The following is a 24,368-nucleotide window of genomic DNA, read 5'->3' as shown; positions in this document are numbered from 1 at the left end:
TAAACACCTCCATTGTACCATATTTTCTCAGTGTTTAAGGATTATATTTATGTCGATCAAGCACGAATACCGAAGCTTACCAATAATACGTCGACATGAAGGAATCGCTGCGGCCCGATAGCTTCGAGAGCGCAACCAGCACTTCAGCCGCTTCTGCTCGGGTCACCTCGCGCTGAGGCAGGAACTTGCCGTCAACAGCCGGCAGCAGACCCAGCTTCATGGAGATCAGGGCTGCTCCTTTATTGGTGATCGCCTGCGCGTCCGATACGCCCAGCACATCGGTAGGAAGGCTGAATACTTTTGACAGCTTCTCGTAGTTAAGAATGCGGGTCAGCGAGCCTGCCAGCTCATCCCGGGTCAGCTTGCGATCCAGCGGCAGCGTGCCTTCAGGATCGTAGGACAACCAGTTTTGCCCTACCATGACTTGAATGGCCGGATAATACGGATGGTCCGGCTGCAGCCCGGCATAAGGGTCGACGGTGCTATTGTACATATCCTTATACGACGGGTTGACGGAAGCCGCGACCAGCTGGTACCATTCCCCGAGCGTTATCTGGCGATCCGGATATACTTTACCGTCCTTGTCCGGCTCCAGCACCCGGAACTTCACCAGCTCTTGCAGCGCCTGTTCCGACGCATGGCCTTCAATGTCCGTCACGGCCGGAACGTCCTTTGTTCCGATTTCCGTTACAAAATTCCGCCAATTTCCGGTTGCTGCATCCAACGGCAGATGGATCCCGCCGTAATATTCCTTCTGCTGCTTATGCGATGGATAATAGACCAGCTTGATGGTCGGCTCTTCCATTTCACCGGCAATCGTCCGGTAGCCGCCGTAATAGGCATACTTCAGGTTAAGCTCGATTTCGCCCAAATACTTCGCTTTGGCCTGCTCCGGCGTCACGGCCGGCTTGGCATCCGCCTTCAGCTCGGACAGGTTGGCAGCCGCATTCAGACTAAAGTTCTGTATTTGGCCGTTCAGATCAATGGCGAGGCTGATCGAATCGCCCATAATCCGAATATCGCCGACATAACGCTGGAAGTTGAATTGATAAGAGCCTCTCTTGCTCCCTTTGGACGGCCCCTCCGCCATGGTCAGCCTCCACTCTTCAGACGCGTTCGGCACCAGCTTCGATACCACCTCATATGCCTGGTTCAATGCGGCCTGCTGCGAGATCGGCTGCTTCACTTCCGCTGCTTCAAAGACATCATAGCGGTATCTCATGTAGGAATATAATTGCCCGGTCTTGGCATCAACCTCGGCCGAAACCATTTCCCCCGCTCCGTAAGGAGCACCCTTCTCTTCCATCCATCGGATATTCCATGTACGCACCTCGGGGTTATTCCACCGGTTGCCCAGCGACTTCGCCTCCAGCTTCATGCCGGACGGAACCGGGATGAGGGACTTCACCCACTCAGCGGCATCATTTCCTCCGGAGAATGTGCCCTGACGCGGCTTGAAGGTCTCATTCGCCGCCGGGATGCGTCCATCCTCTACCGGGATAATTTCGGTTTCAATCCCCATGTAGCCGATCGGCTTGCCCGAATCCGCATCCAGGTACGATCCCGCCTGCTCGTTCGGTATGTACCCCAGAAAATATTTGCTCTTCCCATTGCTATTATCCCTATTTTCCGGCACGTAGGCCAAGTCGACCGAGAACTGCTCCTCGTAGAGCTTGCGGATCGCGTTCGCGTCTAGCCTAGGCGTCGCCGAAGGATATTTCTGATTGCTGTAGCTGCGGTTATAGCTGGTGACATTGCCCTGTCCGTCCAAGGAAATATTGATGCTGTTCAGGTCGGATTCGATGCCGTTCACGGTCGATTGGAAATAAAAAGCGAATACCGGCGGCGTGAACAAGGCAGCTTGCATTCCCAAATAGCCGTTATTTTCCTTCAGGTCCTCCACTTTGACGTCGGAGGTGTGCGTTTTGATCCACTGCAGCGCCTTCTCCTTGGCGGCTTCTCGTGTCAATACGGGCTTGTCGGTGTCGTCTCTCAACCCGTTCGGAATATGCACATTCATGATCTCCCCGGTAACGGCATTGACCTGTGCACTGAATCCAATACTCGAGTACCCTCTCGTAATCGATAATTGCAAGTCCCACGAAAGCGTGTTGCCTCCAAAATTATCCGTTTCCGAAAATTGAGCGTTTGTGACTTTGACATTCTTAAGGATCGGAAACGCATTCCGGATAATTTCTTCCGCTTTCTTGGACGAAATTTTGGCGCCTTTCGGAATTTCGTTGTCGGTCACGCTGATGCTGCCGTCACTGCTGTTTACCGTAACGGATTCAGCAGCAGGCGCGCTGCTGTTTGTAGCCGATGCCGCCCAGGCCGGCTGAGCCATGCATAACATTGCCGTGACAGCCGCCACGGTCTTTTTAACGTGTGCCTTCCTCTTTCCGGTTGAATTCGATTTCACTTTATTCGCTCCTCCCCATGTCTTGGAATTTACCATCGCTTCTCAGCATCGGCTGCAGGTTCTATGTAGGATAAGCACTCCGCTGAAACGCCATATTACCAAGCTATCTAAATAATACCATAACTTGTCTATATATTCCTTATGTAGGAAGCTACAAAAAGATGCCAGAACTGTTACCTATAAAATGAGGAATGCCATCATCCTGAAATTTAACGCTCCTCATCATATATCAGATGCATAGATATCAGGCTCGCGTTCGCTTGTCCTATGGATCGAGGGAAGCCTCAGGGAAAACGATAAGCACATTGTAATCTGCCCATCTCTCGAACTCCTCTTCCACTAGACCTGCTTCAGCCTGTCAACAAAGGCTTGTGCCCGCTCCGCCACGGTCTCGACATTCTGGGTCAGCAGCGCATCCTTCGGAATCAGAGCGCTTCCGAGACCTACCGCTGCCGCCCCAGCCGCAAAATAGTCCTCAAGATTATCCAACGTGACCCCTCCGGTTGCAAGCAGCGGAATATGGCTCAGCGGCCCCTGCAGCTCCTTCAGATAAGCAAGCCCGAGGCTGGCCATCGGAAACAGCTTGATGATTTCCGCACCCGCCGAATAGGCGGCCACGATTTCCGTCGGCGTCATCGCCCCCGGCCATATATCAATGCCCCGCTCCAGCGCATACTCGATCACCGCCAGATCCGTATTCGGCGAAATGAGAAACTGCGCTCCGGCAGAGACGGCCTCCTTCGCCATGTCCACATCCAGCACTGTACCGGCGCCGACATACGCGGTACCGTCGTAACGGCTGCGCCAATCGGAGATCATATCCAAGGCCCCCTCCGTGTTCATGGTCACTTCCATGAGCCGAACGCCGCCCCGGGTCAGCCCTTCACCGATGGTTCGCGCCTGCTCCTTCGTAATTCCCCTTACAATTGCCACCAGCTTGTCACGCTTCAATATATCAGTAAGCTGCATCGTTTATGCCTCCCCTTTCTTATATACACCTCTCGGGCCATCATAAACCCCGTTAGGCAGCAATGCAAATGCAACGAATGGTTCACATTTGACGGGAACGAATGCCTCAAATAAAAAAAACAGGCCAGGGGATCCTTCCCCCGACCTGTTTCCTTACAATTCGTTCAATTTACCCGCGAAACTCGGCCAATCCTTTGCCCAGCTCCCGAGTAGCGCCATATACCGTCTGATACAGCCCAAACAGCTTCTCATACTGCTGCGCGGTATCCGGATTCGGCTTATAAGTACGGGCTTCGCGCAAAAACTCCTCCGCACATGCCTGCAGGCTCGGGAACCAGCCGGCGCCGTATGCCGCTAGCATGGCCGCGCCCATTGCAGGCCCCTGCTCGCTCTCCAGCTTCACGATTTCGGCATTGAACACATCGGCCTGCATTTGCAGCCAGTCCTCGTTCTTCGCTCCGCCGCCGATGGAAATGACGCGGTCGATCCGCTTCCCCGATGCCCGCAAAATATCGATCGATTCACGAAGCGAGAACGTGATCCCTTCCAGCACCGAACGCGCAAAATGCGGAAGCTTATGCCCTGCATCCATGCCGATGAAGCTGCCGCGGATATCCGCATCCGGATGCGGCGTGCGCTCGCCGACGATGTACGGCGTGAACAGCAGGCCGCCGCTGCCGGCCGGAATGTCGCCGATTCCGCTTAACAGCTCGTCGAAGGAGACGTCCGGCGCAAACGTATCTTTGAACCAGGTCAGGCTGTATCCAGCAGCCAGGGTGACCCCCATAATGTAGTACGCGTCTTTCTCGCTGTGATTGAAAAAGTGGACCTTGCCTTCGAAATCCACCTCTCTTCGCTCCTCGTAGGAGAGGACCACGCCGGACGTGCCGATGCTGCACATCGTCTGTCCTTCGGCCAGAATGCCGGCTCCGATCGCGCCGCAGGCGTTGTCGGCGCCGCCTGCGAATACCTTCGTCTCCGGCAGCAGGCCGGACTCCCGTGCAATCTCCGGCAGCAGCGTCCCGCACAGATCAAACGACTCGACGAGCGGAGGACAAATGGAATGAGGAAGCTCGAAGGCATCGAGAATGTCGGTGCTCCACGATTTTGCTGCTACATCCAGCAGCAGCGTTCCCGCCGCATCGGAATAATCCATCGCGTACTCCCCGGTCAACCGATAGCGCACATAATCCTTCGGCAGCAGGAACAGGGCCGCTTGCTTCAGCAGCTCGGGTTCGTTCTCCTGCACCCATAATATCTTTGGCAGCGTAAACCCTTCCAACGCGCGGTTGCGGGCGATGCCGAGCAGCTTCTCCTGAAGCGTATCTTCAATGCGGCGGCACTGTGCCGTCGTACGGGTATCGTTCCACAGGATGGCCGGACGCAGCACGGTCCCCTTGCCGTCTACCAGCACCAGTCCGTGCATCTGCCCGGAAAAGCTAAGTCCCTCCACGTCCGAAGCGGATATCTTCGATTCTTCAAGCAAGAGACGCAGGGACAGCAGGGTCTTGTCTACCCAATCCTCGGGACGCTGCTCGCTGTAGCCGGGCTTCGGCTGGCTCAGCGGATACGACTCCGAATGCTCGGCGACAACATTGCCGCTGCGGTCTACCAGCACCGTCTTCACCGCACTGGTGCCCAAATCAACTCCGATCACGTAACTCATCTGCATCCTCCTAACGGTTCATTTTGAACATCAATCCTGTGAAACTGATATCTCGGAATGGAATGGCTCCAAACGTTCCAAGTTTGTGAAATAAGTACACCGGCTTCCTTGGGGGGAGCCGGTGAAGGTTTGAATTTCATGGTACAGCAATATCAGCTGTTCGATGAATTAGTTCGCAAGAATGTACTGGTTCAGGATCGCTTTAAGCATTTCTTGGCGTCCGGATTCATTTTTACGAGGGGAATCATTGTTCAGGGCGTATTCGGCCAAGGAAGCCAATGTCGCCTTGCCTGCCACAACGTCTGCCCCGATGCCTTCCTTAAAGCTGCTGTAGCGCTTCTCGATGAAGTCCTCGAATACGCGGTCTTCGATCAGCTTCGCTGCCACTTTCAGGCCTTTGGCATAGGTGTCCATACCAGCGATATGGGCCAGGAACAGATCTTCCGGCTCGAAGGACGGACGGCGAACCTTCGCGTCGAAGTTCACGCCGCCGCGGCCAAGGCCGCCGTTCATCAGCACTTCGTACAAGGTCAGGGTAGCATCGTAGATGTTTACCGGGAATTCATCCGTATCCCATCCGATCAGCATATCGCCCTGGTTCGCATCGAGGGAGCCGAGCATGCCGTTGATGCGCGCTACCCGAAGCTCATGCTCGAACGTGTGTCCAGCCAGTGTAGCGTGGTTAGCTTCAAGATTCAGCTTGAAGTGCTTATCGAGGCCGTATTTCTGCAGGAACGCAATCGTCGTTGCAGCATCGAAGTCGTATTGATGCTTCGTCGGCTCCTTCGGCTTCGGCTCGATCAGGAACTGGGCGTCAAAGCCGATTTCCTTCGCATAATCGACAGCCATATGGAACAGGCGGGCCAGATTATCCAGCTCAAGCGCCATGTCGGTATTCAGCAGGGTTTCGTAGCCTTCGCGGCCGCCCCAGAACACGTAGTTCTCAGCGCCGAGACGCTTGCCCACTTCAAGGCCCTTCTTGATCTGTGCGGCGGCATGGGCATATACGTCCGCATTGCAGGTCGTGCCTGCGCCATGCATGAAGCGCGGGTTCGTGAACATGTTCGCCGTGTTCCACAGCAGCTTCTTGCCGGTAGATTTCATGTGCTCTTCAATAGAATCGACAATCGTGTCGATGTTGCTGTAGAACTCGCGGAGGCTGCTGCCTTCAGGAGCGATGTCCACGTCGTGGAAGCAGAAGTACGGCAGATTCAATTTCTCCATGAACTCGAAGCCGGCTTCTACGCGGGCTTTCGCAAGGTCCATGCCGGAGTATTGACCCCAAGGGCGAACGGCGGTATCTGCGCCGAACGGATCGGAGCCGCCAGCGGTTAATGTATGCCAGTAAGCCATGGCGAAACGCAAATGCTCTTCCATCGTTTTGCCGGCTACCACTTCGGTCGGATTATAAAATTTAAAAGCATAAGGATTGGTCGATTTGCTTCCTTCATACTCTACTTTGCCGATGTTATTAAAATAAGCCATTGATTGAGTCCTCCTATACCTTGATAAGGTGTGGTTAACGCTTACAGGGATATCCTAACACAGTTGGGCGGACTTTGTCTATTGGTTAAACAAAGTAATTTGCAACCGGTTTGCCCGCGTTGGCACACTTGTCCTTCTCGCCATGTGGCTGCCCTTCCAAGGCACATCCGTTCAACAAGGCCCTTGGTCCCCCTGCTCCTCCTCGACCTGTTGCATTTTCCCTCCTTTACGCCTAGACTATGAGCATATCTAGTCTCAGTCAGCAAGCTAAAAGGATGAATATATCTATGACCAAAATTACCGGTGACCAGGCTCTGGTCAAGAAAATAAACCGCTCGATCATTCTCGAAACGATACGCCGGCATGCTCCCGTGTCCCGTGCCAAGATTTCCGAGCTGACGGGGCTGAATAAAGCCACCGTCTCTAACCTCGTTCAGGAGCTGGCGACCCATCATCTGCTTCAGGAAATCGGCCCCGGAGAATCCAGCGGCGGCCGAAAGCCGCAGCTGCTCCTCTTTAACGGCCAAGCCGGCTACGCGGTCGGCGTTGAGCTGCGCGTCAACCAAATGACGGGCGTGCTGACGGACCTTGAAGGCAACATCGCCGCCGAGGCAGACGACTCGCTTGCGGAGCATGATGTTGAATCTGTTACGCAGCGCATGATTGCAATGATTAAGGAGCTCATGCAGCAGGCTCCTCCATCGCCGTACGGCATCATCGGGATCGGTGTCGGCGTGCCGGGCATGGTGGACGGCAACGGCACCGTCCTCTTTGCCCCCAACCTGGGTTGGGATATGGTGCCCTTGCAGCAGCGGCTGGAGGAGGAGCTCGGTCTTCCCGTGACCATTGACAATGAGGCCAATGCGGGCGCCCAAGGCGAGCTGAGGTTCGGGGCGGGACAGGATGCCCGCCACCTTCTGTATATCAGCGCCGGGAGCGGGATCGGCTCGGGCATCATCATTAACGGCGAGCTGTACAAGGGTGCCCGCGGGTATGCCGGGGAGAGCGGGCATATGTCGATCGAGGCCGATGGCAAAGCGTGCTCATGCGGCAACCGGGGCTGCTGGGAGCTGTATGCTTCGGAGAAATCATATGACGATAAGGGCGATCGGCTTCCGGCAAGGCGAACCTCGGCATTGATCCGCCATGCCGAGGAAGGCCATGCGGAGACCATCCGCCATTTTCAAGAGCTGGGGCGCTATTTGGGGATCGGCATCACGAATCTGGTGAACGGGTTCAATCCGCAGTCGGTCATCATCGGGGGACCGCTGTCGGATGCAAGGGCCTGGATCGGGGACACGCTGAAGCAGGTCGTTGCCGAGCGTACGCTGCCATATCACAAAGAGCTGATGGAAATCCGCTTTGCGGAGCTCGGCAGCCGTTCAACGATGATCGGCGCTGCTTATTCCGCCATTTCGCAATTCCTCGGACCGGTCAGAGTTTCGGTTCCAGCTACGTAAATGACTAGATTTTGCCATATTTCCCTTGTGGCGGATTAAGGCAAAATCTTTCGTTTTCCGCTATAATTAATCTTGTTCTGTCATGTTCAACCACCGTTTCGGTATGAAACGCGTGTGATGTTATAGCAAAGGGAGAGGAAACGCTCTAATGACCTATGTAAGCACCGAGGATATTTCCCCGCAAATGTTTATTACCGTGCTGCTGTTTCTCCTTGTGATTGCCCCGCTGTTCAGCCTTGGCATTATGAGGCTGTTTCAGGGCAAGAAAAAAGCCGGCTTCACCCTCATGGGCTCCGGCGTAGGCGTGTACATTGTGTTTCAATTGATCATGAGTCTGTTCTTCGACAAATGATGGGCAGGATTTCTCAGACCGGCGCGTCCGGTCATCCAACATGAAAAAGGCTCTTCCCCGTTTCGCGGGAAAGAGCCTTTCTTCGTATAGACGATCACAGGTTCATGCAGCTTAAGCTTAGCCTTCCGGGTTCAAAGCTTTGTTGAACTGAAGCTTGTTCATGCCGAGAATGCGGTGCTCGCCGATAATGGTCAATGGTACAGCGCGTACGCCCATATCCCATACTTGCTGGGCATATTCTTCGTTTTGCTCGATATTGCGCTCTTCGAATTCGATGCCCTGCTCGGACAAGAAGCCTTTGACCTGCTTGCAGTGCGGGCAGTTATTCGATGTGTAGACAATGACGTTTTCCATGGTTCATCCAGCTCCTCTATGCTATGATTTTCGTTGCTTCTTCTATCTATCAGTTTACAATACGACCGCGTTATGTTCCAAGCTCTCGATGTACTTCTCGGCATCCATTGCCGCCATGCAGCCGCTGCCTGCAGCCGTAATCGCTTGTCTGTAACGGGTATCCTGCACGTCGCCGCATGCGAAGACGCCTGGAATATTCGTCTCGGACGTACCCGGCGTCGTCACGATGTAGCCGTTCGGATCCGTCGTAATGCTTCCGCCGAGGAAGCCTGTATTCGGATGATGCCCGATGGCCACGAATACGCCGCTTGCTTCGATCATCTCTTCCTCGCCCGTTTCGTTGTTCACCACTTTAATGCCTTTCACGCCTTGTTCGTCCGCAATGATTTCTTGCGGCGTGCGGTTCAGCGCCCATTCGATCTTCTCGTTTGCACGTGCGCGGTCCTGCATGATTTTGGACGCACGCAGCTCATCGCGGCGGTGCACCAGCGTTACCTTGGAAGCAAAGCGTGTCAGGAAGTTTGCTTCCTCCAATGCGGAGTCGCCGCCGCCAACCACGACGATTTCCTTGCCGCGGAAAAAGAAGCCGTCGCATGTTGCGCAGGTGCTTACGCCACGGCCTACATTGTCCTGCTCGCCCGGAATGCCAAGATACTTGGCCGTTGCGCCCGTGGAGATGATCAGCGTCTCCGTTACGACTTCGCCCAAGCCTTCAACGTTCAGCTTGAACGGACGCTCGCCGAACTCTACGCTGTTGACCCAGCCCGTACGAAATTCAGCGCCAAAACGTTCAGCCTGCTGGCGCATATTGTCCATCAGCTCGGGACCCATAATTCCTTGAGGGAAGCCCGGGAAGTTCTCGACTTCAGTCGTTGTCGTCAGCTGGCCGCCAGGCTGTGGCCCCTCGATCACGAGCGGGCTCAGATTCGCGCGAGCCAAATAGATTGCAGCAGTCAGGCCAGCGGGGCCGGTACCTATAATAACGGATTTATACATGTCGTTTCCCTCCTGTATATGTAACGCTTAATTATAATCATTATAAATTAATATTTATTATGATTCTATATTGACCGCATGTCAATAGACCATGCTGCAACCAGGATGAAATTATTGTGAAACCTTTGAAAAATTACAGCGATGAGTTCCAATCCATCGACCGTGGATTGTACAGATTATCGTCGAGGTCGACATACTCCAATTGCGGTAGTTCACCAATAACAGCCGGGGCACTCGCCAAACGGTTTCGGCCCAGGCTCAGCCACCGCAGCTTCTTAAGCTCTCGCAGCTCAACAGGCACGTCCGTGATCGCCGTATAATTAATACAAAGGTTCTCCAGCCGTGACAGCTGCCCGATCTCGGGAGGAATGCGGTTTAACGATACATCCTGCCTAGGCAAAATAACGTCGACCGAGTCATGGTAGCTTCCACATGCGATGGTCAAATGTCGAAGTGAACTCAGCTTGCCGATCCCCGCCGGGATTTCCAGCAAATTCGCTGTATACACGGTTAACGATTCCAGTCTCCTTAGCTCGAACATTCCCTCGGGCAGGCGGGTCACATAGCTTTCGTGAACCATCAACTCCCGCAGGTCCGTCAGCTGACGAATGGACCCAGGTATTTCCGTAATGCCAAATCCGAATATCTCCAATCTGCGCGGCTGGTGAAACAGAACTGCTTCCCAAAACGCTTCAAACTCCCGATGCTCCGGCAGGCACAAAAACAAGCCGGGTACCTCTTGCGCAAGCCTTCTGGCTTCGTCTTCCTCAACCTGAAGACCGCCCATACGTTCATGAGCAACTTGATACAAGAGCTCCCGGCCCTCATGGTCCACAAACGTCAAATCCTCTGGCAACCGGGGATGCTGCCAATCATATAATGCCGTTGCAGCCTCCTTCAACACAGCCGCAGATTCTTTGCAGCACCGGTACATATAAAATGACCCTGGGCTATATTCGATTCCCCTCCCCGGCGTTATATCCCTCTCAAACCTTAGTTCATGCTCTTCGCTCGTTATCGTGTACTCCTCAACGAGATAAGGCTCAAGCAGTGCAAAAATCCGCCCTGCCCCTTCCATCCATTCCGGATTGCCCTCACCAGCCAGCATGAATCGATCTTCGCCGTCAATGCATTGAAGGTAGCCCCTCCTTGCCACCATGAACATATCCGCACGCTCCGTCGCAAAATCGATCAGCCACTCATAAGCTTCGCCCCTGGGCGAATCGTAGAATGCCGCCATTCTCCTCCGCCTTTCCTTATCGAGATTCGCTACAAACGTCTGCTCTCTGCTTCATTATATGAAAAATCCCCTTCCTTCTCGAATATCGAAAAGAAAGGGGATCCGTTATGCTGGCATCATCATTTGAATCTCTTTCCCTAAGCGGTCAGTTTCCCGAGCGAAGAAGCCTTAATCCGTTCAGGATGACGAGAATCGTACTGCCTTCGTGTCCGATTACGCCGAGCGGGAGCGCCACGCCTTCCAGGAAATTCGCCGTAATCAAGGTAAGGATGACCGCAATCGCAAACACCATATTTTGCTTCACGATCCGCTGAACCCGGCGGGCTACCTTCACGGTACCTGCGATTTCATCGATATTATCGTTCATCAATACCGCATCCGCGACTTCCAGCGCCGTTCCGCTTCCCGAAACGCCCATCCCGATGCCGACCGTGGCCGTTGCCAGCGCAGGCGCATCGTTAACGCCATCGCCGACCATGACAACATGCCCATGGCGCTCACGCAGCTCTTTGATATGGTTGACCTTATCTTCCGGCAGCAGGTCGGAGAAGACCATATCGACGCCGGTTTGCTCGGCGATAACCTGTGCAGTAGCCTTCCGGTCTCCGGTCAGCATCGCCACGCGAATCCCCATCGACTGCAGCCGCTTAACGGCAAGAGCAGCCTCCGGTCTCACCGCATCCTGTAAAGCGATCATGCCGACAATTTCGTCATTTCTCATAATAACGGACACGGTCTTGCCCTCGGATTCCAGGCGTTGACGCTGCGCAATCCATCCGGCCTTCCCGTTCGGGCGTTCGGTCTGTGACGGATGGTCGTTCTGATCTTTAATAGCTTGATGAGATAAGGAAAGCTCTGCTTCATCGGTTACGGCATCCAGCACATCGCTCTTGCCGATTTTCCAGATGTCGCCCTCCAGTTCGCCCTGCATGCCCCATCCCGTTAAAGATTGGCTGTTCTCTACCTGCTTCAGAGGCACTCCGGATTCCTCCGCAGCTCTTACAACCGCTATGGCGAGCGGATGCTTCGACATCTTTTCAACCGATGCGCTGATGGCAAGCAGTTCACGATCGTCCCAGCCTTCACCCGCAATGAAATCCGTTACCTTCGGCGTTCCAAGCGTCAGCGTTCCTGTCTTGTCAAAAGCAACGACCGCTGTACGCGCCATATTCTCAATATGCGCACCGCCCTTAAACAGCACGCCTTTGCGGGCCCGGTTGGAAATCGCCGACAGCATCGCCGGCATAATCGAGGATACCAGGGCGCAAGGGGAAGCAACGACAAGAAACACCATCGCTTTATAAAAGGCTGTGCTGAAATCCCAGCCGAACAGCGGTGAAGATAAAGCAATCAGAGCGATCGTCACGACGACGACGACCCGGGCGTAAATCGCCTCGAACCGCTTGATGAACCGCTGTGATGCCGGCACTTCGCTTTCCGCTTCCTCAACCAGGCGGATGATTTTGGCGAACAGCGTCGCGTCCGCCGACTTTGTAACCTCGATGTATAAGACGCCTTCTCCGTTAAGCGTTCCTGCAAATACTTCGTCTCCTACGGCTTTATCGACCGGAACCGATTCGCCGGTGATGGACGACTGATTCACGGACGAGCCTCCGCGATACACCTTCCCGTCCGCCGGAATCAGTTCTCCCGGCTTAACCAGAATCAAATCGCCGATCTCAAGCTTGGCGATCGATACCGAGACCATGTTCCCGTTCTCGATACGAAGCGCCGTTTCCGGCTGCAGCTCCATTAAGGAAGAGATGTCCTTGCGGCTTCTTTCGGTCGTGTAGCTTTCCAGCGCTCCGCTTAACGCGAAAATAAAAATCAGCATCGCCCCTTCGTTCCAGTAACCGATCGAGGCGGCACCCATGGCGGCGGCAATCATGAGCAGATTCACATCCAGATCGCGCTCCTTAAGCAGCGTCTGCACGCCTTCCTTCGCCTTGACCCAGCCGCCAATGGCGTATGAGATCACATACAGCGCAACGGACAACGGTTCCGACCATTGGCCGGCCATCCAAGCCGCCAGCATGAGAACCCCGCTGCCCAGCGCAGCCAGCACCTCCGGATTAGAGAGCAGGCTCCGGATATCCCATTTTCCAGGCTGACGCGGCTCGCGCGGATCAGCTCCATGTTCGATTGAAGATATGCTTGCAGCTGTTTGACTTTGCATCAGTTCCATTACAATCACCTTCCTAGTTGAGAATGAGACCCATTATTAATGCCCTAAAAATGGCACATGCTGCCCCGGCTAAGCCGAAGCAGCATGCTAAATGAGAATGAAAATCATTTTTGATCTTATACAATTTATTTTCCCTAAACCAACTTTATACTTATATCATACTCACGAATGTCCCGTTTGTAAACCAGTTTTTGCCGGATGATCATAAAAAATTAAACAGGCAAACTTCAATAAAAAAAGCCTTCTGCGGGAATGTCCCTTGCAAAAGGCTTACTCGTTATCGTTCAATCCGTAAATAAGTCCGATCCTCGCTGTCGGTTACATCTAATGTTAGTCTAAGTGTGAAGCGCTCTCATTCCGGTTTATCCTTGAGAAACTTGAGTTGCTTGGGTTGCTTGAGTTGCTTGGGTGGTTTGGGTGGTTTGGGTGGTTTGGGATGAGGAGCATCTTCTGCGCAGCTCCAGCCGTGCCCCCAAAATCCGCACGGCGGCAAGATCCGTAGAACTGCAGCTCACCTCATGGATTCCATGGCGGTAAACCATCTTCAGGTCGCCGGTTCCCGCCCCGTTCATCCTTAACGTTAACTGCGGCTTGATGCGCCGAATCCGCTCGATGATATCGGCAAAGCCCCTCGCCGCATCCTCGGTCAATCCCGGATCTCCCCCACTTTCGGTGCCCTCCATATCCAGGACGATCACATCCGCCATCCGCGCGATTTCCGCTGCCGCAGCCGGATTTGTTCGCTCGTCCAGCAGGGCTCCGTACCGGATGCGTACGAAACGCTTTTGGTCCATTAGCGTCTGCTCCGCAACCTCCTCGATAAAATGATGGATGTCCATAAATTCATCGGCGTGCTCAGGCTGAACGGCCAGAAGCTCCAGCTGGCACTCCATGTCCTGTTCCCCGCATTGCTCCAACGCCCGGAACATCGACTCCAGTTGGGCGTCCTGCGCTTCCCGCTCCTCCATCGCATGGGACAGCGCCGGGTCTTCCAGCAGGCTTACCGCACATCGAGCCCCCTTCGCTGCCTGGAATACCGAGACCCAGTACGCCGTCCACAGCATAATCAGCCTCCGTCTCAGCATGGAAGACTTCTCTCCCCGCGACTTCAGCCAGGCCGTATACACTTCCTGCAGCAGTCCATGCTGGAGAGCTTCCTCGCCCCGGATCAGTCCGATGCCCTGGGCTCCTTGGCGAATATCGCGCTCTATCCTCTCAGGGACGGCGGTGCGGCTCATGACTTTAAGCCTCCGGTTCCTGTCACTCCATCCGAGCAGCCGATGCAAGGAGGGGCTGATGGTTCCGCTGTGCCGAATTCCCGAAACCCGAAGCGCTTCGTCGATGTCCTCCGGGGCCGCCAACAGCAACAATACCTCCTCATGCGTTATACCGCCCGCCATCGCAAAATGCTTCAGCAGATCCGTCTCGGGAGAGGAATCGCCGGCCGCAAAGTCCACGGCATTCACGGCTTCCCCATTTAAACGCTCTCCCCATTCGCTGCCGGTTCCCCATTGCCTTTCCGTCATGGTTATCGTTCTACTCCCTTTCGCCATGTATTGGATGTTGCCGCCTACCTTACAGCGTATTATGAAACATTTGGAAATATACAGTACACGGGATAAAAGCCGCTGAAAAATCTCGGTACATAATACGAGCGGGGCGCACGCCCGCCAAGAAACCATGTTCCATGGCACGGTGCTTTATGGGCCACATCTGCTCATCATCCATTTGACGAGACGTATAGAACATTTAAAATGGAGGAATGGATTCATGCCGGAAAACGAAAAGGAGAGATCGACATGAGAACCGATTACGATCATTGGAGACCCATTAGCATACCGGATGCCGTCAGGATTTTTGCCGAAATCCCTGTGCATTGGTATGTCGCAGGCGGTTGGGCTTTGGATTTGCATTTGGGGGAGCAGACCCGAGAACATGACGATATCGATATCCTGATTCTTCGTGAAGAGCAGGCCGTCGTTTACGCCGCATTAGCCCAAGACTGGGCGCTGTACAAAGCTGATCAAGGAACCTTGTCGTTATGGGAGGAAGGCGAATATTTGTATTCTGTCGGGGATGTGTGGGTCAGCAAGGATCATAAAGCCCCATTTTCATTTCAAATCATGTTGGTGGAAACCGAAGGGGACCATTGGATTTATCGCAGGGAACCATCGATCCGAAGGCCGCTCCGAGATATAGCCTTGAAGACAGAACAGGGAGTCCCCTACCTGAAGCCGGAGATACAGCTCTTGTACAAAGGGGGCAGCAAGAATATCCGCGAAAAAGATGAGCGGGATTTCATGAAGGTCCTTCCCTGCCTCAACGACACGGCTAGAGTATGGCTTGCCCATGCGCTTCGGACGCAATTTCCAGAAGGCCATCCCTGGCTCGACTCTCTCAATACAATGGCTTAGCTGCCATTTAGCATCAAAAAAAGGGCACCATTCCCCTAATGAGGAAAGTGCCCTGACATCTTATTTGAAAATAGTTCGATTGGCCTTACTTCTGGCTGGCCGCAATCGCCTGCTCCAAATCATACAGAATGTCGTCGATGGATTCCGTACCGATCGATAGCCGCAGCAGCTCGGGATTCACGCCGGCACTGACTTGTTCTTCCTCGCTCAGCTGCTGGTGCGTCGTGCTGGCCGGATGAATGATCAGCGATTTGGAATCGCCGACGTTGGCCAGATGGGAGAACAGCTTCACGTTCTCAATGACCTTCTGCCCGGCTTTGGCACCGCCCTTAATGCCAAACGTCAAAATAGCACCTTGGCCCTTCGGCAAATACTTCTGCGCCAGCTCATACGAAGGATGGCTTGGCAGCCCCGCATAGCTGACCCACTCGACGGCCTCATGCTTCTCCAGATACTCGGCAACCTTCAGCGCGTTCTCACTATGGCGCTGCACGCGGAGATGAAGCGTCTCCAATCCTTGCAGCAGCAGCCAAGCGTTAAATGGAGACAGCGAAGCCCCGATATCCCGCAGAAGCTGTACGCGCGCCTTGATGATATATGCAATTGGACCGACGGCCTCGGTATACACGACGCCATGATAACTTGGATCCGGTTCTGTCAATCCAGGGAATTTGCCGCTTGCGCTCCAATCGAACTTGCCGCTGTCGACGATAACGCCGCCGATCGATGTTCCGTGACCGCCGATAAATTTGGTTGCCGAATGAACGACGATATCGGCTCCATACTCGATCGGGCGCAGCAAATACGGGCTCGGGAACGTGTTGTCTACGATGAGCGGAATGCCATGCTCATGGGCGATTGCCGCAACCGCTTCCACGTCGAGCACGTTTCCTTGCGGGTTGCCGATCGTCTCAGCGAACAGCGCTTTTGTCTTGTCGTTAATGGCAGCCCGGAAGTTCTCCGGATTCGAGGAATCGACGAAGTGCACCTTGATTCCGAGCTTTGCCAGCGTGGTGGAGAATAGATTATACGTGCCGCCGTACAAGCTGGAGGAGGAAACGATCTCATCTCCCGCACCGGCAATGTTCAGAATCGAGAACGTAATAGCGGCTTGTCCGGAAGCTGTCGCCAGTGCGCCTGCTCCTCCCTCCAGCGCCGCGATCCGCTTCTCGAATACATCGGTCGTCGGGTTCATGATCCGCGTATAAATATTGCCGAATTCCTTCAAGGCAAACAGGTTTGCCGCATGCTCGCTGTCCTTGAAGCCGTAGGATGTCGTCTGATAGAGCGGAACGGCTCGGGATAGGGTTGTCGGGTCGAGCTCCTGGCCGGCATGAACCGCTAACGTTTCAATCGATAGTTGACGTTCTTCTGACATGGATGTTTCCTCCCTTTTCTTCATATGGAAAATAGTATGATTGCTGATTTCCATCATTCTCTCATACTTTCCACAGTTTGAAAAGAGTCATTACCAACTATTTTCATCGGAATTAGAAGTTTTTTTTCTGCGGCCTTTTATTGATCTTTATCCTCACCGTGCGGATTTACCTTGCCCCAGCCGTATCCCGCTTCCGGCGACGTATCCTCCGGCATCCCCGGAAGGATGAGCCCCCCGTCGATGCGCAAGTTGATGCCTGTAATATAGGATGCTGCATCCGAGCATAGCCAAGCGATCGCTTCACCAATATCGGAAGGGGTTCCGAGCCTCCCCAGCGGAATTTTATCTCCAAGCGGCTCCTTCTCGGCGGATTGCTCCAATTTGTGAACCGTAGCCCCCGGCGCGACGCAGTTTACCCGGATTCCATGCGGCGCCCATTCCAGCGCCAGCGACTGGGCCGCACGAATCAAAGCTGCCTTCATGCCGCCATAAATGCTGTCCTTCGGGTAAGCTCTTTCGCCGCGCGAGGAGGTGATAAAGATGATATTGCCAGGGATCTCGCGGGCAATCATTTCCCTGGCTGCATATTTGCTAAGCAGCAACGGAGCCCTGAAATCGAGGTTGATGGTCGTATCCAGCTCCTCTTCCTCCATTTCGGTGAGCTCCTTATGAAAGCCGATCCCGGCATTGTTGACCAGCAGATCTATGCGTTCAAGCTGCTCCACCGTCTTGCGGATCGTGTTCTCCGCTTCGCTCCGAATCGTGAGATCGCTCTGGATGATCAGAGGCTCCTTGCCATAGATATGGCCGATATCCTCGGCAACGGATAATATCCCGTCTTTGCTCGAGTTGTAGGTGAGCGCGAGCCGATACCCTTTTTCCGCCAAAATCTTCGCAATGCCTCTGCCGATTCCTGCTCCTGCTCCGGTCACCAGCGCTACCTTCTCGACTCCTTGTTGTCCTGCGGTTCCCATAATACGTCTCCTCTCGTATCGATGATTTCATACGCACATCCGTGATGATGCACGCACTATACGAACTATTTTTACCCGGATCCCCAAAGATTGATTTGCCCTGAAGATAATTGTTGAAACCGCATCCAATATATGACGTATATAAAAGCATAGGTCTGACGATACGAAGGAGCGTGAACTTATGGGTTCGATGTTGTGGGTGATCGCCGGCGTTCTGTTCGCAGCATTTCTGATCATGATCCCTGTCCAGTATCGCTATATCAAGGAACTGAATGAGGACCCTCGAAGAAAAGGCATCAGTCAGGAAGAGTATTATAAAAAGATGTCCTTTCAGGAAGAGCAGCTTCACTACAACGCGCAGAGTTCATTCTGGCCATCGGCCATGGTTGCAGCTTGGATCTATCGCTGGAGACACAGAAAGAAGGGAAAGGGTTAAACCCATCCTAAACGGAGATTTAATCCAATACGAATGTCACGGTCCGCGGAAAAGAAAAAAATCATCGTCCAAACGGATGATGATTTTTTCATATATTAGGTTTATTTACAAGAGCGAAAAGAGAAGAACATTTAGCCGCGTCTCGCCAATGCATCCATATGGAGGAAAAAGGCATCCTCCAGTGTCGGCTCCTTCTCCAAAAATTCGGGGCCCGGCTGCTTTTTGGCCATCAGGCGGACCTTCATGCGTTCATCGGTCATTTGAAAATGAATGAGCCTCTCTTGCGGAATTCGTTCAAAGTCGCTGAGGTCCACCTCCCCCTCCCATACGCTTGAGGCTACGCTCAGCTTCCATTGCTGCGGCGATCCGTTGTACCGAAGGCGCCCCCGGTGAATCCAGATGACATTATCCGTCGCCTCTTCCCATTCGTTCAGCTCGTGGGCGGCGACAATGACCATCCTCCCCTTGGCGTATTGGGTAAGGTAGGTGATCAGAAATTTGCGTTCCTCGGCGTCCATCCCGTTCAGCGGCTCATCCAGAAACAGAAAGGACGGCGAGGCCAAAAGGGCTTGCACGACCGCGATGCGCCGCTGCACCCCCTGCGATAAATGCTTGACCTTGCTTTTGCGGAACGGCTCCAGCCTGAAGTCCCCGATCAGCTTGTCGATCGCTTCCGGCTGATAGACTCCCTTCAATTCAGCCATATACTTCAGCAGCTTGCCTGCCTTCATATCCCCGTACAGCTCGATATCGGCCGGAACATACCCGATCTGGCTCCGGATGAGCGGGAGATGGTCTGCAGCCTTCCTACCGCTGTACAAAATGTCGCCCGCGTCCGGTGTTTGAAGCGTGGTCAGCAGCTCGATCAGCGTGGTCTTCCCGGCTCCGTTCGCGCCAACGACCAGGTTGAGGCCGGAGGAAATGACCGCCCGCTCGATCTCCAGCCGATACGTGCCGGCCTGCCGCTCCAGTCCTTCGATCCGAATCATGTGGAAGCTCTCCAGGACGCAGCATTCCATTTGAGGCTGCGGCCATAAGAGGATACGAGCAGTGAAACGCCGATGATCAGGAGCACGATATCCGTTGCCATTTTGCCGCTCATGGAAACCCCGTGATCCATGATTTGTCCTTGGAGGATGATCCAGAGTCCATACACAAGGACGGCCGAGACGAGCGAGGCGATCATTCCTTTCCGAAACAGCATATACATGGCGGCTCCGCCGGTGACCAGAAGTATGCCCATCCATTCGAGAACGAATGGCCCGAACAGGAACGTTGAATTTTCGGCTTGCATCGATTTGAAGCCAATAACGATCGTGCTGAGCAGTGCCATTCCGGTCACGATGCCTGTGACGAGCAGCAGCCGAGTATACAAGACTAGCGCCGGCGGATACGGCGTCAGCGTCTCCACAGCCCGCATCCCTTTATCCCATGTACGGCTGCTGAATAGCATGGACACGATGAGCAGAAGCGGGGTAATCAGCGGAAATATGCCGCCGGGAAGCCCACCGAAGTGATCCAGCGGATAGGCTGGATCGATCAGCAGCACCAGCATCAGAAATACCGCGCTGCTGGTCAGCAGAATGGATCGCTGATTCAGCCTGAGCTGGCTGCGGAGGATCTGCTTCAGCGACGGCGGATCCACCTGGGGATTGAAATCAAGCTTCGGTGATTCCGGCTCAACCTTAAGCAGATCGAACTCCCCTTGGAGCGAAGCAATGAGCCGTGAGGTTTCCTCCGGTGTCGGCGGAGGGAGAATCGCGCGCCGAAGCGGTCCCCGCAGCTCGTCCTCAAGTTTTCCCAATTCACGATCGAATGGATGATCCATGGATACACACCTCACTTTCTGTAGCCTTGCGCCGGTCATCCGGCTCTTCTTCCGTGCTTGAACGGCTCAGGACCTTTCTCTTGGAACGGCCTCCCCGTTCCGATCTTCCGGCCGGGGGCATCGGAACCAATTCTCCTTGCTCTTGGACCAGCGTTTTCTTTAGCTTTCTTAATCCGTTATATAGATGCGTCTTTACCGTGCTAAGGGGGAGGTCCACCAGATCCGCGATTTCCTGAAGCTTAAGGTCATGGAAAAATCTTAGCGTAATGATCTCTTGCTGAACGTCCGGCAAAGTACCGAGCGACACCGCAATTTCATGGGACGTCTCCTGCCTCTCTATCAATTCCTGCGCCCCGGGTGCGGGATCATGGGCATCCGGCAGCTCTTCACCGGCAAGCCCCTCGGACCTGTAGGCTGCGCTTTTCCAGTAATCCTTACACATGTTCAGGGCTACGCGGTACAGCCAGGATCTGACATGTTCCAGCGTCCCATGGGTCCTCAGATGCCGGATCAGGCGGATAAACGTTTCCTGGACGATATCCTGCGCCTTTTGCCTGTCGGTCAGCTGCCTTGTCGTATAGCTTAACAGCGGACCATGGTACCGGGTGACCAGCAGCTCGAACGCCTCCTGATCACCCGCCGCCATCCGTTCGGACAGCTGCTGATCGGAAATCATGCCCCTCCCCCCTTTCTGGATCGATATATCCGTAATTTACCCATTCCGTGCCTCATCCATCAATCGATGCCTTCCCGATTGAATCTCGGCACTGTTATCGCATGCAGAAGCCGTTATTCCCCAACCGTCTGCTTCCATCGCTTCACCCATTCCTCATAAGTGACCGGAGCCTCCGGCTTCATCGCAGGATACCGTTCCGTATCCGGAAACTGAAGGCCGTGCCCATAATAATGGGCGAGCACTTTCTTGACCTGTTCTGCCTTTCCTTCCTTCATCGCCCGCCGGACTTGTCTTGCCATTCCGATCCCGATCTTATTCTGCGGATCGGTCCCGTCCCCGTTCTTGAACAGGAGCTCCTGGACTGATCTTAAGTGTCCGTAAGCACTGCGCAGCTGTTTATCGCTCAGCCCTTTTTCCTCTATATAATACACGTACCAGAACAGGCTGCCGATTTTATTCCGGACATCCTGCTCCGGATGCTCATAATTGCCATAATAAGCAGGCTGATCGCCAAACAGCATGTAGTTCACCCACTCACCCGGCAGATTGCTGCTGAAGTAGGTATACTCCCTTGAGGACAGGATGAGGGAATGCTCCGCGTGAGGCCACTCGATCCCCTGTCCCAAACACAGAATGGTGTCGATGTCCGTGGACATTCCCGGAATCCATGCTGCAAAATAATCATACTTCCCTTTCAGTTCCGTCAATAGTCCCTCAGCCCACTTTTCCAGGTATGGGGTTGTCACAATACGCACCTTGAAATCCGGCCGATGCACTTCGGTCCAGAAGCTTCCCCCGTACAGGGAAACATTCTGCCCGATCCCCTTCGACTCGAAGATCTGGTATCCGGGCCCTCGCTCGACTTCCTTCAAACTGCTGTATAGCGGCTTTGAATATCCCTCTACCTTCAGTTTCATATCACCTACAGAATACCGCTGAATCCCGTAACGCCGGGCCAAGGTAATGTAAGGCGAAGACGTCTCGACCTGCTTGAGGTAAACATGCTGGTGGCCGGGAAGCGGATACCAGGCCATATGGCCCTCGAGCTTCACCTCGTCTCCAAGACTGAAGGCCGCAAAATCATTACGCGAATAATCGGTGCGGTAATCCATTACGCTTCCGAAATAAACCAGCTCGGCCTCGATTTCCTGCCGCGAATTCGCCGGAAGACTGATTGTCAGCATCTCCCCCCGCCTCCGGTAAGGAGCGTCGTTGCCTTGAATTCGAACACGCTCCAACGTGAAGAAACGGTTCAACGTCAGCGGAAGCTCCGACTTCCCTGCCAGCTCCCCAGCGGGGATTCGAAGCCGGGCTGTGACTCGCAGATTATCGTTAGGGAGCCGTTTCAGCTCGAGATCATAGGAGGATACCGTAAATATCGTTGCCGGCACCGGATCATCGGTAAGCCCGATGGATGGGTCCGATAGCTTGCTGCCCAGCTGCTCATACCGCTCTGCCCATAAGCTGCCGTATGGCATGAAGATGGCTCCAGCCAACACGAGGGCTGCCACCGCCGCCGCCCAAATCCTTTTTACATGCATCGTCGGGCGCTTCCGGTTCAGTAGCAGCAGACTTACCGCGAGCAACAACCCCGTAAAGGCCAGCACGAACCAGCGCGAACGGGAGATATCCGCAGATATGAGGGCATAGCTCCAATTTTCATATTGTAATGCTTCGGACTGAATGAAGAACTGATTCAAATGAAAGACTTCGGCCGGATACCATCCGAGCTGAGTAATAATAAAAATATCCATGAAAAAGGTGCCGAACATCCATGCGCAAAAGCCGATCAAATAGACAATCCGATTCGGAATGCTGGCCCCCAGCACCATGGCCAGCGCAAGGGTGACCATATACGAGATCTCGTACTGCATGGCGAATTGCATCGTATAATGCATAGCGATTCCGCCCGCAATCCCCTGGCTGATCGAGATCGTGTAGAAGATAAACGCTGTCGGAAGCGTGAACAAGGACAAATACAGCATGCTTACGGCATATTTGGACGATAACAGCGTCAGGAACGATACTGGCAAGCTGTGATTCCACTCGAACGAGCGCCGTAAAACATCCCTTCGCATGGATAAGATGCCGATCAGCATCGCGGGACCGAGCGTCATCGTGTGCCCGAGCATATGAAACTTGTAAGCCATCGTATACAGGTTCTGCTCGGTGCCGCCTCCGCTATTCAACATGTTCATGGCGAACAAAATCGCATAGATGACCGGCAAGGATGCAAACACCGGATTGCCGAACAGCAGCCGGCATTCCAGCACGGCATGTCTCCACCATTTACACATCCCGATCCCTCCGCAGCAGGGCCAGATAGCCGTCCTCCAGGGACGGTTCAGCCGGGTGCGCACCCGCAAACGGCCTCTTTCCTACAAAACGGCACAAAATGCCTTCCGGTACAGCTTTCGTGGATACAACCTGCATCGGATCTACGCGGGAGAACGCATCGGCTGACAGCACCGCTTCCCACACTTGTCCGTTGCCGCAGGCCTGCAGCTCGCCGAGCGTTCCGGACATGACCAGTCTCCCCATGTTCATGACGGCGATCCGGCGGCAGTTGCTCTCAATGTCAGCGACGATGTGCGTGGACAGCAGCACGGTCCGGTCAATGCTAAAGCGGGTAAGGACGTTGCGGAACCGGACCCGTTCCTGCGGATCCAGGCCGGAGGTCGGCTCATCCACGATAAGGATATCGGGGGATCCGAGAAGGGCCTGAGCAATGCCCAGGCGCTGCTTCATACCGCCCGAATAAGTACGAACCTTCTTGTCGGCTTTATCCTGGAGATTCACCGTCTCCAAGAGTCTGGCGACCTCCTTTCTCCTCGCCTCCCGATCCTTTATGCCCTTCATTACGGCTGCGTAGTCGAGATAATCTCTGCCCGTCAGCTGCGGATAAATATGAAAATGCTGGGGCAAGTAACCGATCATCGGGCGAATCTCCTCCGGCCTTGTGATCGAAATGCCATTTACCCTCACCTGTCCGGATGTCGGGGCCAGCAGTGTCGCCAATATGCGCATCAGCGTCGTTTTGCCCGCCCCGTTAGGCCCGAGCAATCCGGTCATGCCTTTATCCAATTGGAGCGACACGTCAAGGAGCGCCCATGCCCCTTTCCGGTACGTCTTCGATAAATGCTCGATGGTAATCATGCAATAACCCTTTCAGCTATTTCTTATGGACCTGATTCGTTAAGCCGCGCGGCTTCTGTATTGAAAACGAACAGGGCGGAAAAAAAGTTTAACCAATGCATCTAAATGAACAAAAAAATGCGTATAACGTAGCGCAGCTTGTAACGCGGCCAAATCATTGTAGGCCAAACGGAAGGCCATCTCAAGATCAGGTCAAAAAGGCTTGGAGTGCTAAATCATATAGCCATGCCTTTCGGAACAGCCTTGCCTTTTGGAAATACCATGTCTTTCGGAATTAATTACCTTGCCCTTTAGGACGCGGCACCAAATCCAGACTGCCACTATAAAAAGCCCGTTATCCCTAACGGATAGCGGGCAGTGCCTGCTGGCAATTCATCCGC

Annotated in this window: 20 protein-coding genes; 4 read left to right on the top strand and 16 right to left on the bottom strand. The window is 54.0% G+C overall.

The annotated features are described in order from the left end of the window. Window positions 1-76 precede the first annotated feature (76 nt). The 4 genes from NST44_RS09370 to xylA all read right to left on the bottom strand — a co-directional run bounded on the left by NST44_RS09370 (window position 77) and on the right by xylA (window position 6,539). Entirely contained in the window at window positions 77-2,419 is a 2,343-nt protein-coding gene (locus NST44_RS09370) for a YcdB/YcdC domain-containing protein (RefSeq protein WP_213617155.1), read from the bottom strand. Window positions 2,420-2,758: 339 nt separating this feature from the next. After that, the gene (locus NST44_RS09365) at window positions 2,759-3,388 is read right to left on the bottom strand and encodes a bifunctional 4-hydroxy-2-oxoglutarate aldolase/2-dehydro-3-deoxy-phosphogluconate aldolase (RefSeq protein WP_007131699.1); all 630 of its coding nucleotides are present in this window, start codon (window positions 3,386-3,388) and stop codon (window positions 2,759-2,761) included. Between the two features lie 169 nt (window positions 3,389-3,557). Continuing rightward, entirely contained in the window at window positions 3,558-5,054 is a 1,497-nt protein-coding gene (gene xylB, locus NST44_RS09360) for a xylulokinase (protein ID WP_213617157.1), read from the bottom strand. Between the two features lie 168 nt (window positions 5,055-5,222). Then, entirely contained in the window at window positions 5,223-6,539 is a 1,317-nt protein-coding gene (xylA, locus tag NST44_RS09355; RefSeq protein WP_028405759.1) for a xylose isomerase, read from the bottom strand. A gap of 287 nt (window positions 6,540-6,826) precedes the next feature. On the opposite strand from xylA, the gene NST44_RS09350 reads away from it, so the two are divergent. Then, window positions 6,827-7,999 carry an ROK family protein gene (locus NST44_RS09350; protein ID WP_213617159.1) on the top strand — a complete coding sequence of 391 codons (1,173 nt, stop codon included), beginning with the start codon at window positions 6,827-6,829 and terminating at the stop codon, window positions 7,997-7,999. A gap of 148 nt (window positions 8,000-8,147) precedes the next feature. Continuing rightward, window positions 8,148-8,351: a hypothetical protein gene (locus NST44_RS09345; protein ID WP_007131703.1), complete on the top strand. Its 204-nt coding sequence runs from the start codon at window positions 8,148-8,150 to the stop codon at window positions 8,349-8,351. Between the two features lie 117 nt (window positions 8,352-8,468). On the opposite strand, the gene NST44_RS09340 is transcribed toward NST44_RS09345, so the two are convergent. From NST44_RS09340 to NST44_RS09320, 5 genes are all read right to left on the bottom strand, one after another. Beyond that, window positions 8,469-8,705, bottom strand: coding sequence for a glutaredoxin family protein (locus tag NST44_RS09340; RefSeq protein WP_007131704.1), 237 nt, complete (start codon window positions 8,703-8,705; stop codon window positions 8,469-8,471). A gap of 54 nt (window positions 8,706-8,759) precedes the next feature. After that, the gene (gene trxB, locus NST44_RS09335; RefSeq protein WP_028405756.1) at window positions 8,760-9,701 is read right to left on the bottom strand and encodes a thioredoxin-disulfide reductase; all 942 of its coding nucleotides are present in this window, start codon (window positions 9,699-9,701) and stop codon (window positions 8,760-8,762) included. A gap of 133 nt (window positions 9,702-9,834) precedes the next feature. After that, on the bottom strand, window positions 9,835-10,941 hold the full coding sequence (locus tag NST44_RS09330) for a leucine-rich repeat domain-containing protein (RefSeq protein ID WP_213617223.1): 1,107 nt from the start codon (window positions 10,939-10,941) through the stop codon (window positions 9,835-9,837). A gap of 145 nt (window positions 10,942-11,086) precedes the next feature. Then, window positions 11,087-13,126 (bottom strand): heavy metal translocating P-type ATPase, encoded by a 2,040-nt coding sequence (locus NST44_RS09325; protein ID WP_213617225.1) that lies wholly within the window; start codon window positions 13,124-13,126, stop codon window positions 11,087-11,089. Between the two features lie 362 nt (window positions 13,127-13,488). After that, window positions 13,489-14,652, bottom strand: coding sequence for a PEP-utilizing enzyme, TIM barrel domain protein (locus tag NST44_RS09320; RefSeq protein ID WP_213617227.1), 1,164 nt, complete (start codon window positions 14,650-14,652; stop codon window positions 13,489-13,491). A 273-nt stretch (window positions 14,653-14,925) separates the two neighbouring features. Here NST44_RS09320 and NST44_RS09315 point away from each other — a divergent pair, with 273 nt between their 5' ends. After that, entirely contained in the window at window positions 14,926-15,540 is a 615-nt protein-coding gene (locus tag NST44_RS09315) for a nucleotidyltransferase domain-containing protein (protein ID WP_213617228.1), read from the top strand. 85 nt (window positions 15,541-15,625) lie between these two features. On the opposite strand, the gene NST44_RS09310 is transcribed toward NST44_RS09315, so the two are convergent. Continuing rightward, window positions 15,626-16,942, bottom strand: a complete 1,317-nt coding sequence (locus NST44_RS09310; protein ID WP_260842871.1) for a homocysteine synthase — start codon at window positions 16,940-16,942, stop codon at window positions 15,626-15,628. Between the two features lie 113 nt (window positions 16,943-17,055). Continuing rightward, window positions 17,056-17,892: an SDR family NAD(P)-dependent oxidoreductase gene (locus NST44_RS09305; protein WP_007131711.1), complete on the bottom strand. Its 837-nt coding sequence runs from the start codon at window positions 17,890-17,892 to the stop codon at window positions 17,056-17,058. A gap of 181 nt (window positions 17,893-18,073) precedes the next feature. Between NST44_RS09305 and NST44_RS09300 the strand changes: the two genes are divergently transcribed. Beyond that, window positions 18,074-18,328 carry a DUF3949 domain-containing protein gene (locus tag NST44_RS09300; RefSeq protein ID WP_144878267.1) on the top strand — a complete coding sequence of 85 codons (255 nt, stop codon included), beginning with the start codon at window positions 18,074-18,076 and terminating at the stop codon, window positions 18,326-18,328. Between the two features lie 131 nt (window positions 18,329-18,459). Here NST44_RS09300 and NST44_RS09295 read toward each other — a convergent pair whose 3' ends face one another. The 5 genes from NST44_RS09295 to NST44_RS09275 form a co-directional block, all read right to left on the bottom strand. Then, window positions 18,460-19,317, bottom strand: a complete 858-nt coding sequence (locus NST44_RS09295; RefSeq protein WP_007131713.1) for an ATP-binding cassette domain-containing protein — start codon at window positions 19,315-19,317, stop codon at window positions 18,460-18,462. Beyond that, window positions 19,314-20,156, bottom strand: coding sequence for a hypothetical protein (locus NST44_RS09290; protein ID WP_007131714.1), 843 nt, complete (start codon window positions 20,154-20,156; stop codon window positions 19,314-19,316). Before NST44_RS09290 ends, NST44_RS09295 begins: the two co-directional genes overlap by 4 nt. Beyond that, complete coding sequence (locus tag NST44_RS09285) at window positions 20,134-20,832, bottom strand: RNA polymerase sigma factor (protein WP_144872281.1); 699 nt, start codon at window positions 20,830-20,832, stop codon at window positions 20,134-20,136. Before NST44_RS09285 ends, NST44_RS09290 begins: the two co-directional genes overlap by 23 nt. Window positions 20,833-20,945: 113 nt before the next feature. Then, entirely contained in the window at window positions 20,946-23,129 is a 2,184-nt protein-coding gene (locus NST44_RS09280) for an ABC transporter permease (RefSeq protein ID WP_144881268.1), read from the bottom strand. Beyond that, complete coding sequence (locus tag NST44_RS09275) at window positions 23,122-23,988, bottom strand: ABC transporter ATP-binding protein (protein ID WP_144878269.1); 867 nt, start codon at window positions 23,986-23,988, stop codon at window positions 23,122-23,124. Before NST44_RS09275 ends, NST44_RS09280 begins: the two co-directional genes overlap by 8 nt. Window positions 23,989-24,368: the final 380 nt, after the last annotated feature.

Source organism: Paenibacillus sp. FSL W8-0919, assembly GCF_038003785.1.
Taxonomy (GTDB): domain Bacteria; phylum Bacillota; class Bacilli; order Paenibacillales; family Paenibacillaceae; genus Paenibacillus_AQ; species Paenibacillus_AQ lactis.
This window is presented reverse-complemented; position numbering and strand designations above follow the sequence as displayed.